This window comes from Nocardiopsis sp. FIRDI 009 (assembly GCF_003386285.1).
GTDB lineage: Bacteria > Actinomycetota > Actinomycetes > Streptosporangiales > Streptosporangiaceae > Nocardiopsis.
Genome location: NZ_QPNC01000015.1, coordinates 228,719 through 241,366, shown reverse-complemented (window position 1 = coordinate 241,366; position 12,648 = coordinate 228,719). Strand labels below are relative to the sequence as shown.

Annotated in this window: 14 protein-coding genes and 1 tRNA gene; 2 read left to right on the top strand and 13 right to left on the bottom strand. The window is 72.7% G+C overall.

Translation table 11 applies throughout. The features are described from left to right. Positions 1-80 precede the first annotated feature (80 nt). From DVR05_RS13010 to DVR05_RS12965, 11 genes are all read right to left on the bottom strand, one after another. Positions 81-512, bottom strand: a complete 432-nt coding sequence (locus DVR05_RS13010; protein ID WP_116246120.1) for a gamma-glutamylcyclotransferase family protein — start codon at positions 510-512, stop codon at positions 81-83. Positions 513-523: 11 nt separating this feature from the next. Next, positions 524-1,354, bottom strand: a complete 831-nt coding sequence (fdhD, locus tag DVR05_RS13005; protein ID WP_116246266.1) for a formate dehydrogenase accessory sulfurtransferase FdhD — start codon at positions 1,352-1,354, stop codon at positions 524-526. Positions 1,355-1,436: 82 nt separating this feature from the next. Beyond that, on the bottom strand, positions 1,437-1,934 hold the full coding sequence (locus DVR05_RS13000; protein WP_116246119.1) for a DUF2087 domain-containing protein: 498 nt from the start codon (positions 1,932-1,934) through the stop codon (positions 1,437-1,439). An 80-nt stretch (positions 1,935-2,014) separates the two neighbouring features. Beyond that, entirely contained in the window at positions 2,015-2,827 is an 813-nt protein-coding gene (locus DVR05_RS12995; protein ID WP_198659156.1) for an HAD family hydrolase, read from the bottom strand. Positions 2,828-2,835: 8 nt separating this feature from the next. Further along, positions 2,836-3,771, bottom strand: coding sequence for an STM4011 family radical SAM protein (locus tag DVR05_RS12990; RefSeq protein WP_116246118.1), 936 nt, complete (start codon positions 3,769-3,771; stop codon positions 2,836-2,838). Beyond that, the gene (locus DVR05_RS12985) at positions 3,768-5,114 is read right to left on the bottom strand and encodes an STM4012 family radical SAM protein (protein ID WP_116246117.1); all 1,347 of its coding nucleotides are present in this window, start codon (positions 5,112-5,114) and stop codon (positions 3,768-3,770) included. Before DVR05_RS12985 ends, DVR05_RS12990 begins: the two co-directional genes overlap by 4 nt. Beyond that, positions 5,111-5,944 carry an STM4013/SEN3800 family hydrolase gene (locus DVR05_RS12980; RefSeq protein ID WP_116246264.1) on the bottom strand — a complete coding sequence of 278 codons (834 nt, stop codon included), beginning with the start codon at positions 5,942-5,944 and terminating at the stop codon, positions 5,111-5,113. The genes DVR05_RS12985 and DVR05_RS12980 overlap by 4 nt, the downstream gene beginning before the upstream one ends. A 56-nt stretch (positions 5,945-6,000) precedes the next feature. Beyond that, on the bottom strand, positions 6,001-7,125 hold the full coding sequence (locus DVR05_RS12975) for an STM4014 family protein (RefSeq protein ID WP_116246116.1): 1,125 nt from the start codon (positions 7,123-7,125) through the stop codon (positions 6,001-6,003). Further along, on the bottom strand, positions 7,122-7,286 hold the full coding sequence (locus tag DVR05_RS26600) for a hypothetical protein (protein WP_157982435.1): 165 nt from the start codon (positions 7,284-7,286) through the stop codon (positions 7,122-7,124). Before DVR05_RS26600 ends, DVR05_RS12975 begins: the two co-directional genes overlap by 4 nt. Positions 7,287-7,335: 49 nt before the next feature. Beyond that, complete coding sequence (locus tag DVR05_RS12970) at positions 7,336-8,520, bottom strand: STM4015 family protein (RefSeq protein WP_369974528.1); 1,185 nt, start codon at positions 8,518-8,520, stop codon at positions 7,336-7,338. 11 nt (positions 8,521-8,531) lie between these two features. After that, entirely contained in the window at positions 8,532-9,596 is a 1,065-nt protein-coding gene (locus DVR05_RS12965; protein ID WP_116246114.1) for an STM4015 family protein, read from the bottom strand. A gap of 135 nt (positions 9,597-9,731) precedes the next feature. Here DVR05_RS12965 and DVR05_RS12960 point away from each other — a divergent pair, with 135 nt between their 5' ends. Then, a complete protein-coding gene (locus DVR05_RS12960) occupies positions 9,732-10,523 on the top strand; it encodes a bifunctional 2-polyprenyl-6-hydroxyphenol methylase/3-demethylubiquinol 3-O-methyltransferase UbiG (protein ID WP_116246113.1) in 792 nt (263 codons plus the stop codon). A gap of 132 nt (positions 10,524-10,655) precedes the next feature. Beyond that, positions 10,656-11,891: a phosphatidylserine/phosphatidylglycerophosphate/cardiolipin synthase family protein gene (locus DVR05_RS12955; RefSeq protein ID WP_116246112.1), complete on the top strand. Its 1,236-nt coding sequence runs from the start codon at positions 10,656-10,658 to the stop codon at positions 11,889-11,891. Between the two features lie 45 nt (positions 11,892-11,936). Here DVR05_RS12955 and DVR05_RS12950 read toward each other — a convergent pair whose 3' ends face one another. After that, the gene (locus DVR05_RS12950) at positions 11,937-12,137 is read right to left on the bottom strand and encodes a calcium-binding protein (protein WP_116246263.1); all 201 of its coding nucleotides are present in this window, start codon (positions 12,135-12,137) and stop codon (positions 11,937-11,939) included. 220 nt (positions 12,138-12,357) lie between these two features. Then, a tRNA-Arg gene (locus tag DVR05_RS12945) sits at positions 12,358-12,433 on the bottom strand. Positions 12,434-12,648: the final 215 nt, after the last annotated feature.

Genomic DNA, 12,648 nt, shown 5'->3' with positions numbered 1-12,648 from the left:
GACCGGCCCCGAACCCCCGGGGGCCGGACCGCGGGCACCGGCTCCGAGCGGCCGGTGCCCGCGCGCGTGCGTGCGGCGCGTCACCCGGCGGTCCCGGTGAGCTCGGCCCGCAGCGCGGAGCACCCCGCGACGTAGGAGGACAGGTGCTCGGCGGCGAAGGCGTCCGCGTCCCAGTCCTCCGGCGACGCCTCGGTGGCCGCGTCGGCGACGTAGGCCCACCCCGTACGGCCGTCGGCCAGCTCCAGGCGGCGGACGTCGTACCACTCGTCCTCGTAGACGTCGATGATCCGCCGCTCCGTCTCCGACAGCCCGGACAGCAACCGACCCGGGGCGGTCCCCGGGCCGGGGACCAACACCGGATAGGGACGGCCGGGCAGCGCGGCCACCCGCCAGCCGGGCGCGGCGGCGGGCACGGAGTCGGGAACGCGGCCGAGCAGCGCGTTCAGGATCTCCGGGAAGAGGAGGGTGCCGTAGACGAACAGCGGCTGCCGCCGCTCAGACAGTCGGTGCATACCACCGGATGCTAGACATCCACGAGTACCCGGTGGCGCCCCGCGTAGACGTTCATCGAGGATCCCCGCAGGAACCCCACCAGCGTCATCCCCGCCTCGGCGGCCAGGTCGACGGCCAGGGACGAGGGCGCCGACACCGCCGCCAACGCCGGTATCCCCGCCATCCACGCCTTCTGCGTCAGCTCGAAGGAGGCCCGCCCCGAGACCATGAGCACGGTCTCCCGCAACGGCAGGCGGTCGTCCTGGAGCGCCCAGCCGACCAGTTTGTCCACCGCGTTGTGGCGGCCCACGTCCTCGCGCACCGCGAGCGGCTCACCGTCGGCGGTGAACAGCCCGGCGGCGTGCAGTCCGCCCGTACGGTCGAACACCCGCTGGGCGGAGCGCAGACGGTCGGGCAGCAGTGCCAGGGTCCGGGCGGACACGCGGAGGCCGTCCCCCTCGACCGGCCACCGCGCCCGCGTGCGCACGGCGTCCAGGCTCGCCTTCCCGCACAGCCCGCACGACGAGGTGGTGTAGAAGTTCCGCTCCAGGGAGGCGTCGGGGCGCGGGACACCGGGGGCCAGCGACACGTCGAGCACGTTGTAGGTGTTCACGCCGTCCTCGGTGGCTCCCGCGCAGTAGCGGATCGCGGCCACCTCCTCGGCGGAGGCGACGACGCCCTCGCCGACCAGGAACCCCGTCGCCAGGTCGAAGTCGGCGCCCGGGGTGCGCATGGTGACGGTCAGCGCGGCGCCGTCCACCCTGATCTCCAGGGGCTCCTCCACGACGAGGGTGTCCACCCGCTCACCGGCCACCCCGTCCCTGACACGCAGGACCTTGTCCCGGACCGTGACCCGTCCCATCCGCAGCACCGCCTCCGTCGGCCGAACCCTTCCCCCAGCTTCGCACGGAGGGTCGGGGCGTCGTGTACGGGACCGGCCCGGTTCAGGTCCGGGCGACGCGGTACCGGCTGCCGTCGTTCTCCCGTTCCAGGTACCCCTCCTCGACCAGGTACCGGCGCATCGCCGACGGATCGTCGAAGCAGGTGAGGATGGCGGTGTTCACCTGCTTCTCCGTGTACTCCGAATCGGGGGCGAAGAGGCGGTCGGTCACGTGGCGCAGCGCCGCCTGACGCAGGTCCGACCGGGCCGGGAGCCGGGTCAGGCGGCCGTCCCGGAACAGGGCGTCGACCGGATCGGCCACCGCGGGCCGTTGCCCCTCCACGGCCTCCCGGAACACGTCCGGGACGGCGGTGACCCGCCGGTCCGCCTCGCGCACGAGTCCGTCGCGCAGCAGACGCGTCAGGTGTTTGACCGCCCTCGTCCCGCCGGACCGGATCTCGTCCGAGGGGAGGCCGTCGGGCCCCGCGCACACCACCCGGGCGTACAGGGCGAGCCGGTCGGCGTCGGCGAGGGACGAGGCGAGCTGGGCGGGGTGCGACACGGGGCCCTCCTGGGGTCGGTGGGTGTTCCGCCAGGCAAGCCTAGGAGGTGCCCCGGCCGCCGGGCCAGGGCTTGACCCGATCACAGCTCGGTGAGGATGCGCTCCACGACCCGGGCCACCCCGTCCTCCTGGTGGGAGGGGGCCACGCCCAGCCCCAGCACGGGATCGAACAGGTCGGGGTGGCCGTTGGCCATCGCGTAGCCGTGTCCCGCCCAGGTGAGCGCGGACAGGTCGTTGGGCATGTCGCCGAAGTAGACGACCTCCTCCGCGGTCACCCCCCACGACCCGCACACGTCGGCGAGGGCGTTGCCCTTGGTCACGCCCGGCGCGCTCAGCTCCAGCAACCGGCTGCCGCCCGAGTGGGTGACCTCCGCGAGCCCCCCGACCGCGGCCTGGGCCTCGGCGCGCATGTCGTGGAGGGGCGTCTCGGCCGCCCGCGCCAGCAGCTTGGCGACCGGCGTCGCCCGCTCCAACAACTCCTCGACGCCGGTGACCTCGGTGCTCCACGGGGCCTCGGCCGCCCACTCGGACACCTCGAAGGCGGGTTCGTAGACGAGCCCGTCGCCGGTCTCCACGGCGAAGCCGAGATCCGGGACGGCGGCCAGCAGCTTGGCGACCACCGTCCCGGAGGTGTCCCGGTCCAGGGCGCGCACCACCGGATCGGCCCGGTCGGGCAGGTGGGTGAAGGCGCCGTTGGCGCACACCACGGCGGAACACGGCAGCCGGTCGGAGATCATCCAGGTGGCCGCGGGCGGACGGGCGGTCACGACGACCACCCGCAGCCCCGCGGCCTCGGCGGCGGACAGGGCGTCGATGGTGCGGGGGGAGAGGGAGCCGTCGAATCGGAGGAGGGTGCCGTCGAGATCGGTCGCGATGACCCGGGGAGAGACCATGCGGTGGATTATCCCTGTCTCCTGTGACCGTTTCGAGTGGTTTCGGCGGGGGCGAGGGGGAGCGGCGCGCGTACGGTCGCGGGAACGCGTTCGATCACCCCGCCCCGGAACACGTCGTACAGGTCGAGGCTCTCCAGGTGCACATAGCCGATGTGGCAGTCGCAGGTCGCCCGCGGACAGGGCGCGGGGCCGAGCCGGGCCGCGAACGACCCGTCGTAGAGGTTGCCCATCGGGGCGTCCACGAAGTGGCAGCGGCGCACGTTCCCGTCCCCGTCCACGGACAGCACGCTGTCGCCGGTACGGCAGGGGAGCCCGAGACTGGTGTGGGGTGTGCGGCTGTAGTGGAAGTGCGGATCGATCTCCTGCCACGCGGCGGCCTCGGCGTCGGTGTAGTGGCGCCCCTCGGCCGCGTTCACCCACAGGTACACGTGGTCGGGGAGCGCGGCGCGCATCCGCCGGGCCGCCGACAGGTGCCCGGGCTCGCCCACCACGCCCACGCTGAACCGCACGCCGAGTTCGACCAGGCGGTGCGCCTTGGCCGCGAACCGCTCGTGCGTCACCTGGCCCGGGTGGTAGGTGGTCCACAGGGCTGCGGTGTCCAGGTCGCAGTCGGCCAGCCACTCGACCCGGCCGCTCGCGTTGGTCTGGATCGCCACCCGCTCCACGTGCGGCAGGTGGCTCAGCCGACGGATGGTCGCGCGGTACCAGGACCGCACCAGCCCCTCACCCCACGGGGTGAACAGGACGGAGATCCGGGTCCCCGGGTGCGCCGCGTCGTCCGTCACCCAGTCGGTGAACCGTTCGAGGGCGGCCCGGTCCGCGCGCAGCGTCCGCGGGGTGTCGCGCCGCTTGGCGAAGGGGCAGTAGGGGCAGTCGTAGTCGCAGCTGGCCAGCGGGCCGCGGTAGAGGAGGGTCAGGTGCGGGGGCAGGGCGTTCGTGCTCATCGTGCCTCGTAGTCGGCCATCAGGGCCGCGACGGCGGCGGAGAAGAACAGGGGGCCGACCGCGTCGGAGTGGGCGAGCCCCTCCTCGGACAGCAGGACGCGGTCCGAGGAGGGTGCGGAGGCCAGCCAGCCCCGGGCGGCGAGCGCGGCGAACTCGGCGGGGAAGTCCGCCTCGGGGTGGGCGCCGAACCGCGCGGCGTAGGCGGCGGCGTCCATCCCCTCCACCCGCAGGAGGGACTGGAGCAGGCGGCGGCGGCGCCGTTCGTCCCCGTCCAGGCAAAACCCCACCTCGGCGTGGGCGAACCCGGCCGTGTCGCGCCGCGTGTAGTCGGCGATGATCGACCGCACCTGTCCGATCCCCACCGCGTAGTCGAACGAGTAGTGGGTCGAGGAGGTGTAGGAGCGGGCGCCGCAGCCCAGCCCCACCATGCCGTCGGTCTGGCAGCAGTAGTCCGGCCCCGCGGCCTCGGGGGCGTCCGCGCGGCGGAACATCCGCATCGACACCTGCTCGTAGCCCCGCTCGCGCAGGTGGTCGCGGCCCTGTCGGTACAGCGCCAGACGGTGGTCGTCCCACGCGCGGGCCCTGCGGCCCAACCCGGTGAGGGGCCGCACGTACAGGGGGTAGAGGTAGACCTCCTCCGGCTCCCACTCCAGGGCGGTGTCCAGTGAGTACTCCCACGTCCGGGCGGTCTGGCGGTCGATGCCGTAGATGAGGTCCACGTTCAGGTCGGCCGTGGTGGCCGCCCGGATCGCCGCGAGCGCCCGGTCCACCTCGGCGCGCCGCTGCGGACGGCCCGCCGCGTGCGCCTCGGAGTCGACGAAACTCTGCACGCCCATGCTGATCCGGGTGGCGCCGCGTTCGGCGAGGACCGCCAACCGGTCGGGGGTGGCGGTGGCGGGGGAGGTCTCCACGGACACCGGAAGGGCCGACAGGTCCACCCCGAACGCGCGCTCGGTCAGGTCGTAGACGCGGGTCAGCTCCTCCGCGGTCAGGTAGGTGGGGGTGCCCCCGCCCAGCGCCGCCCGGGCGAAGGCCGCGCCCTCGGGCAGCGCGGCGGCGACCGCGTCGGCCTGCCGCTCCAGGGCCTCCAGGTAGGCGGTGACCTGCTCGGCCGGGGGAGTCGAGCGGGTGAACAGGTTGCAGAACCCGCATCGCATCTCGCAGAAGGGGATGTGCGCGTACAGGGACAGGGCGCGCACGTCCTCGCCGCGCCACAGGTCGGTCAGGAGCGGTCGCTCCCCGAAGGGGCGGTACGCGCTCTTGTGCGGGTAGGCGTACACGTACGACCGGTAGGGGGAGTCCGCGCGCACCGGTTCCGGGCGCGGGGTGAGGGGGACGGTCACGGGCGCGGCTCCTCGACGTCGACGGTGGTGCCCCGGGGCAGGACGGCGTGGGCGTAGGGGACGGTCCACACGGTCTCGTGGCCGAGCCGGTGGCCGGTGTAGCCGTCCTCGCCGTAGGCCGTGCCGTGGTCGGAGCACACGATGGCGAAGCAGGGGCGGCGGTGCGTCATCGCGGCCACGAGCGGCGGCAGGTGCCGGTCGACGTACTCCAGGGCGGCGGCGTGGCTCTCGCGCGTGTCGCCGTCCTCCCGGGCGGCCCCGGGCAGGTGGAACCAGTTGGGCTGGTGCAGCGCGGCCACGTTGAGCAGGAGGAACAGCGGTTGGTCGGCGGGACGTCCGGCGGCGATCCGGACCGCCCGCTCCACCTGGTTCTCGAAGGAGCGGGGGTCGGCGACGCCGAACGACTCCTCCCAGTGGCTCTCCGTGAACAGGTCGGGCAGGACCGACCCCAGAGCGGAGCGGCGGTTGAAGAACCCCGTGCCCCCGACACAGGCGGTGTGGTAGCCCGCCGCGGCCAGACCGCTGGCCAGGTCGGGGGTGTCGAAGGTCCAGGTGCGCGGCGCGGTGGTGGCGCTGCCCGGGAAGGCGGCGGCGAACAGGCGCGGGTGCGGTCCCGGCGCGGCCGGGGTGGGCAGGAACCCGGCGAGCATCGCCAGGTGCGAGGCGTAGGTGAAGCTCGCGGGGGCGTGGCGGCGCTCCCACCGCCCGTCCGGCAGCAGCCGTGACAGGTGGGGGGTGCGGCCCGCCTCGGCCAGTTCGGCGGCCACGTCGTAGCGCAGGGTGTCGAGGGTGAGCAGGAGGATGTCGTGCGTGCCCACGACGGCGTTCATGTCCGGGGTCTCGGACGGGGTGCTGGTGTTCATGCGGCTTTCGGGGATGTCTCGTCTCAGCGGGCGGCGGACACGGGGGCGGGGACCGGGAACCGGCCGGTGTCCAGGGCGTGCAGTTGTTCGCCGTAGGTGTCGCGGCCCTCGTGCAGGACCCCGGGGATGAGGTCGCCGAAGGCGTTGACCTCGCAGACCGTGAACGCGCGCCACCCCGGGGAGACGAGCAGGTCCACCCCGGTGTGCAGGGTACGCGGGAAGGCCGCAGCGGCCCGCTCGGCGGTGGCCGTGGCCGCGCCCCACGCCTCCGGACCGACCTGTGTCCGGAGCGCGTCCAGGTCGCCCCGGGCGTTGCCGAGGTGGAGGTTGGTCATCGGCGAGGCGGACGAGCGCACCACGACGTGGGTGGCCCGGCCCGCGACCACCACCACGCGCAGGTCGATGGTCCGCCCCGCGAACCCGGCCTTGGGCACCCAGCGCTCCACGTGCAGGCCGTCGGGCGCGAGGGCGTCCACGACCGCGGCCACGTCCGCCTCGGTGGTGTAGGTGCGCAGCCGGAGGCTGTTGAACAGTGCGACCGACCCGCCCCCGCCCCGTTCCAGGTGGGTCGAGGTCACCGCGCGGATCCGCCCGCCCGGCGCGGTGGCCAGGGCGATCACACCGGAGGCGGACGAGCCGTGCCGGGGCTTGACGAACACGCGGCGCCACCCCGCCTCGGTCATGGCCGCGCGCAGCGACGCGTAGTCGGTGACCGGTCCCGGGAGCGCGGGCGCCACCGGGACGCCGTTCCGGGAGAGGCGGGCGTGGCAGCGCCGCTTGTCGGACATGACCACCAGGTCCTCGGGCTCCTGCACCAGGTGGGCGCCCGGGGTGTCGGCCACGGCCCGCGCCAGGCGGTCGAGCGCGGCGCGGAATCCGGCGTGGTGGTCGGCGGTGCCCTCGGCGCGGTAGGGGTCGGGGTCGTGCGTCCAGCCGCGCAGGAGCCGCTCGGTCTCCACGTCACCGCCGGGGGAGTCCACCCGGACCAGGGCGTCCTCGGGCAGGGCGACCGGGCCCGAGGCGAGGTCGCGCCAGGGGACGACCACGGGTTCGGGCAGGTCGGCGGCGCGGGCGGCGGCGAGGAACAGGTCGAGACGGCGGTTGCCGGGGACCCCGACCACGGCCAGCGGACGGTCGTGGAGGCTCACTCGGCGACCACCGCGGCGTCCGCGTCCCCGGTGAACCGCGTGGGGTACGGGCGCGGCTGTCCCGGGCCGTCGTCCCGGAGCCGGTACCCCGCGCCCTCCGGGGAGGGACGGTCGACGGGATGACGACTGGTGCCGTTGGTCAGGCGCTGGTCGAGGGTCACGGTGCCTCCTGGACACGGGGGTGGAGGGAACGGGGATCGGCGGGCGTGCCTACTCGGTGACGGCGGGGTAGAGGTAGTCGCTCGGGTCGAAGTCCTCGTCGTCCGGATCGTAGAACTCGTCCGTATCCACCTCCCGCCGGTCGCTCACGTCGATCTCGACCCCGGAGGCGGTGAACTCCGCGCGCAGGCGTTCCTGGACCTCCTCCGACAGGTAGTGGTGGTGCAGGTCGAGGCGCTTGAGGCCGCGGAAGACGGGGGCGTCCAACAGGACCGACGCGCCCTCGTCGCGCAGGGTGCCCTTGGACAGGTCCAGGGTGTCCAGTGTGCGGGTGACGGGCGCGTCGGCCAGGGCGCGGATCCAGGTGTCGGTGTCCTCGGCGTTGCGCAGTCCCAGGGAGCGCAGCCGGGGGAGGACCTCGCCGGACAGGAGCGGGGCCAGGTCCCCGACGCCGAGATCGTAGCCGTAGTTGTGTGAGCCCAGCCAGAGTTCGAGGTGTTCCAGGTTGGGGAGGCCGGAGGCCGTAACGTCTTGGGCGACTCGCTTCGACATGCCACCGGTCTGGATGGTCAGGGAACGCAGGGACGTGTGCTCGGGCACGCGGATGCGCAGGCCGTTTCCTCCGCGCACGGTGAACGAGGTCAGTTTCGGGAAGGCCGCCAGGCGCGGGGCGACGTCTACCTGATCGATCCAGGAGATCTCGCTGTCCATCACGACCAGCTCGGCGAAGAACAGCGACCGGAGATTCGGCAGGCGGTCGGCGTACCGGAGGAGCGCGTCGCGGTGTTTCTCCAGTTCCTGGTCGGCCTCGTCGGAGAGGGCGCTGAGGATGAGGGCGGTCACCCCTTCGGTGTCGACCTCCCGGAAGAAGCGGTCGAGGTAGGCCCAGCCTGTCTCGTCCGCCGCCTTCTCCTCCTCCGAACAGGCGCACCGGTTTGCCAGGTGGTAGCAGGTGCATGTGGAGTCACCGTAGGAGCGCAGCCGCCAGGCGACCGACGAGGGATCGGCGAGCGCCGCGGTCAGGGCGGGGTCGGGCGCCACCGACTCCGGGAGCGGCCGCTCGTCCTTCATGGCCTCACGCCGGGCGTGGGCGAGTCTGTGGTAATCCCGGTACTTTCCCGGGAACTCGAGCACGGGAAGGCCCGCGAACTCAGCGACGTAGTCGTAGAAGGCCATGGGTGTCCGTTCTTCGGCGAGGAGTTCGTGGCGTACGTGTCTGGCGGGTCCCGTGGACACGCCGTCCGCCGTTACTCGGCGACCGCCGTGTAGTAGTAGATCTCGTCGCCATAGGTGTCCGGCTCCTGCGGGTCGGACAGGTCGACCTCGACGCCCGCCTCGGTGAACGCGGCGCGCACGCGCTCGGCGTTCTCCTCCGACAGGAAGTGGTGGTGCAGGTCGAGGCGCTTGAGGCCCCGGAAGGCGGGGGCGTCCAGGAGGGCGTCGACGTCCTCGTCGCGCAGGGCGCCCAGGGACAGGTCGAGGGTGTCGAGCGTGCGGGTGACGGGCGCGTCGGCCAGGGCGCGCACCCACCGTCCGGCCGCGTCGGAGTTGCGCAGCCCCAGATGGCGCAGCTCGGGGAACGCCTCACCGGACAGGACCGGAGCCAGATCGTCCGCCGTCGCGGCCGCACCGCCCGCGTACTCCTCGTCTCCCAGCCACAGTTCGAGGTGTTCCAGCACGGGCAGCGAGGAGGCGCACACGTCCCGGACGACCTCGGGGCGCAGTCCGCCGCTCTGCACGGTGAGCTCGCGCAGGGACGGGTGCCCGTCGACACGCAGTCCGAGCGGGCCGCTGCCCCCGCGCACGGTGAACCCGGTGAGGTGGGGGAGGGCCGCCAGGAGCGGGGCCAGGTCGCCGTGCTCGATCCAGGAGATCTCCTGCTCCTCCCGGAGGACCTCCCCGAAGAACAGGGAGTGCAGGTGGGTCAGCTTCGGAGCGAGCGTGATGAGTCGGTCACGGAGCTCCGTGGAGCGGAACTGGAAGTCCTGGTCGGCGAGGTTGCCGACGATGAGCGCGCGGACGGACTCGGGCGGCACCAGTTCGGTGAACCGGTCCAGGTAGGGGTCCAGGTCCTCCCAGGTCTTCTCCCCGATGCAGAGGTCGACCGGCATGCACAGACGCCAGGCCACCGAGTCGGGGGCGGCGAGCGCCTCGAAGAGCGGCCGGTAGGACCTCGGCAGGGTCTCGTGCGGCTCGTTCCTGTTGCGGGCCCACCGCATGGCGGTCGTGAACTCGTCGCGGATGGTGTCCCAACTGGGGAACTCGACGGCGGGCAGCCCCGCGAAGCTGGTGACGTGGTGACTGTTGGGCACGGGTGTCCGCCTTTCGTGGAGGTCGCCGCCCATGAATAGCAGGCGGCGGTGACACACCGGGCACCGTCGGGGCGGTTCGGCGCTGGTCGGCGCTGCGTCGGGACAGGACACGCCACTCGGTGTGACAGTGTGTGCATGGCTAGGCACAGCGAACTCCGAGACTTCTGGGAACGCCGGCTCGAAGGCGACTGGACCGAGAGCGGGGTCGGGTACCGGGCGCTCGGGCGCCCCTTCAACCGGTGGATGTACCGGGTGCGGGAGGAGGTCTTCCTCCGCGAGGTCGGCCGCCTCGCGCCGCGCGGCCGCAGCGTCCTCGACGCGGGCAGCGGCACCGGTTTCTACGTGCGCCTCTGGGAGCGCCTCGGGGCGGGGGACGTCACCGGGTGCGACATGACCGACGCCGCCGTGGCGCGGTTGCGCGGCCGCTTCCCCGACCACCGGTTCGTCCGTCAGGACGTGTCCGACCTGGACGCCTTCGACGCGGACTCCTTCGACGCGGTCTCGTGCATGGATGTCCTCTTCCACATCACCGACGACGACCGCTACGTGAGCGCGATGGCGGAGTTCGCCCGAGTCCTGCGCCCCGGCGGGTACCTGGTCGTCTCCGAGAACTGCCTGCAACGCCCTGAGCAGCGCGGGGAGCACCAGGTCAACCGGACACTGGAGTGGATCGCCGGAACCGCCGACAAGGCGGGGTTCGACGTGGTCCGCCGTGTGCCCATGCTCGTGCTGATGAACGCCCAGGTGGACGCCGTGCTGCCGTGGCGCAAGCTGTGGGGCGGAGCCCTGCGCGCCGCGACCGTCACCGCCCCCACCGGCTGGCTGGCGGGCGCGGCCCTGTACCCGGTGGAACGCCGCATGGTCCGTCGTCGGCGGGAGAGTCCGACGACGGAGTTGATGGTGTGCCGCCTGCGCGGACAGGGCTGACGCAGGACACGGGTCGGGATACGAACCGTCGTGACGTGGTCGGGATACGGTTGACGTCCACCTTGTCTCGGAGGCGACGCTCCCGGGGGGCGACGCCTCCGGGGCGGCGCGTGACCCGTTGGGGAGGCGACAGTGCGACGCTCGACGCTCGTTTCCGCGCTCAAATGGGGGTTCGGCGGGATACTGGCGACCCAGGTGGCGGTGGCCGCGACGATCATCGGGGTTAACCAGTGGCGCCGGCGCGTGCGCCAGCACCGGGCGCGCTTCCCGAGGACCGCGCCCGTGGAACTGCCGGTCGGGGAGACCACCGCGACCGTGTACACCTACGGCGAGGACGTCTACGAGGACATGCTCGCCGCCATCCGGGGCGCGCGGCGGCGGATCCTGTTCGAGTCGTTCATCTTCAAGGACGACCAGGTGGGGCGGGAGTTCAAGCGGGCGCTCATCGATGCGGCCGACCGGGGCGTCGAGGTGTTCGTCATCTACGACGGGTTCGCCAACCTCGTCGTGCCGCGCTCCTTCTTCGACTTCCCTCCGTCGGTGCGGGTACTGCGCTACCCGGCGTTCCGCCCGGAGGTCCTGCTGCTGAACGTGCGCAAGTCCGGCCGTGACCACCGCAAGATCCTCACCGTCGACGGGGAGGTCGGCTTCGTCGGCGGGTACAACGTGGGCTCGCTGTACGCCACGGAGTGGCGGGACACGCACCTGAGGGTGTCCGGACCCGCGACGTGGGAGTTGGAGAACGCCTTCGTCGACTTCTGGAACATGAACCGGGGTGAGCGGCACCCCCGGTTGGACCACATCGGCGACACCGGTTGGGAGGCGCGGCTGCGGGTCCACCGCAACGTGCCCGAGCAGCTCATCTACCCGATCCGGGGGATGCTCCTGGAGGCCATCGACCGGGCCAAGGACCGGGTGCTGTTCACCCAGGCCTACTTCATCCCCGACCGTGAGCTGCTGCGGGCGCTGGTGGACGCCGCGGGGAGGGGGGTGGACGTCAACGTGCTCGTGCCGGAGGACTCCAACCACGTGATGGCCGACTGGATGGCCCGCGGCCAGTACACGGCGCTGCTGCGCGGCGGGGTGCGGCTGTGGCTGTACCAGAACGCCATGGTGCACGCCAAGACGGCGACCGTGGACGGCCGGTGGAGCACGATCGGCACCGCCAACGTGGACCGGCTGAGCATGACCGGCAACTACGAGATCAACGTCGAGATCTTCGACGAGGGCGTGGCCAAGCACCTGGAGGAGGTCTTCGCCAACGACCTGACCAACGCGCGGGAGCTGACGGAGGAGGAGTGGCGCGGCCGTCCGTTCGCCGCGAAGTTCGGCGAGCTGATCCTGGCCCCGTGGCGTCCGTTCCTGTGAACCCCGCCGACCGGCGCCCCCCCGGCCCGGGTCGGGCGGGGGTGTTCAGGAGGTCGGTCGGGGCGTGCGGTGCCGGGGCAGGTTGAAGAAGGGGTCGCGCTCGACGCGGCGGGGCCGGGGGCCGCCCCAGTGCTGCGGGCCGGGGTGCGGGTCGCGGTGGAGGGCTCGGGCGATCGCGGACTCGGATCCGCCGCGCTGTCGGGTCCGGGTCCGTCCGTCCTCGTGTGAGCGGTCCGCGTTCGGCATGGTTCGAGTGCCCCCCACAAGCTCGTCGTCCGGTCGGCGGACCGGCCCCGTGATCGTCCTGGTGGCCATGATCGGTGAGGAGGGGCCCGGTGTCATGGCGACACGGTGGGGACGGGTGAAGTCCTTGCGCGGGGCGGGTGGAGCGCCGTGGACCGCCGTCGGAACCGCGGCCACGACACCCCCACCCATCCTGGCCTGGAGGAGTCTCCCCAGGTCAGAGTGGCGGCCCCAGCAGGATTCGAACCTGCGACACCCGCTTTAGGAGAGCGGTGCTCTATCCCCTGAGCTATGGAGCCATGGGCGCGTGCGGAGGTATCGCTTCCCCCGCCGCTGGGCCAAGCCTAACCCAGGATGGGAGTGCGTGGGGTGTCGGTCGGCCTTCCGGGGCCGTCACTCGGGGACTCTGGGCGCAGGTCGCAGTACGCTGCTCTACGATTGGTTGTCCTGGTGATGGTGTGATGTTTTTCACGGTGTGTGTCACGTTTTGAGTTCGTGCGCCCTTCCGCCGCTT

Excerpts from the sequence above, each read along its gene's own strand:
- DVR05_RS13010 (WP_116246120.1), bottom strand. The coding sequence starts at position 512 with ATGCACCGACTGTCTGAGCGGCGGCAGCCGCTGTTCGTCTACGGCACC.
- fdhD (WP_116246266.1), bottom strand. The coding sequence starts at position 1,354 with ATGGGACGGGTCACGGTCCGGGACAAGGTCCTGCGTGTCAGGGACGGG.
- DVR05_RS12995 (WP_198659156.1), bottom strand. The coding sequence starts at position 2,827 with ATGGTCTCTCCCCGGGTCATCGCGACCGATCTCGACGGCACCCTCCTC.
- DVR05_RS12990 (WP_116246118.1), bottom strand. The coding sequence starts at position 3,771 with ATGAGCACGAACGCCCTGCCCCCGCACCTGACCCTCCTCTACCGCGGC.
- DVR05_RS12980 (WP_116246264.1), bottom strand. The coding sequence starts at position 5,944 with ATGAACGCCGTCGTGGGCACGCACGACATCCTCCTGCTCACCCTCGAC.
- DVR05_RS12960 (WP_116246113.1), top strand. The coding sequence starts at position 9,732 with ATGGCTAGGCACAGCGAACTCCGAGACTTCTGGGAACGCCGGCTCGAA.
- DVR05_RS12950 (WP_116246263.1), bottom strand. The coding sequence starts at position 12,137 with ATGCCGAACGCGGACCGCTCACACGAGGACGGACGGACCCGGACCCGA.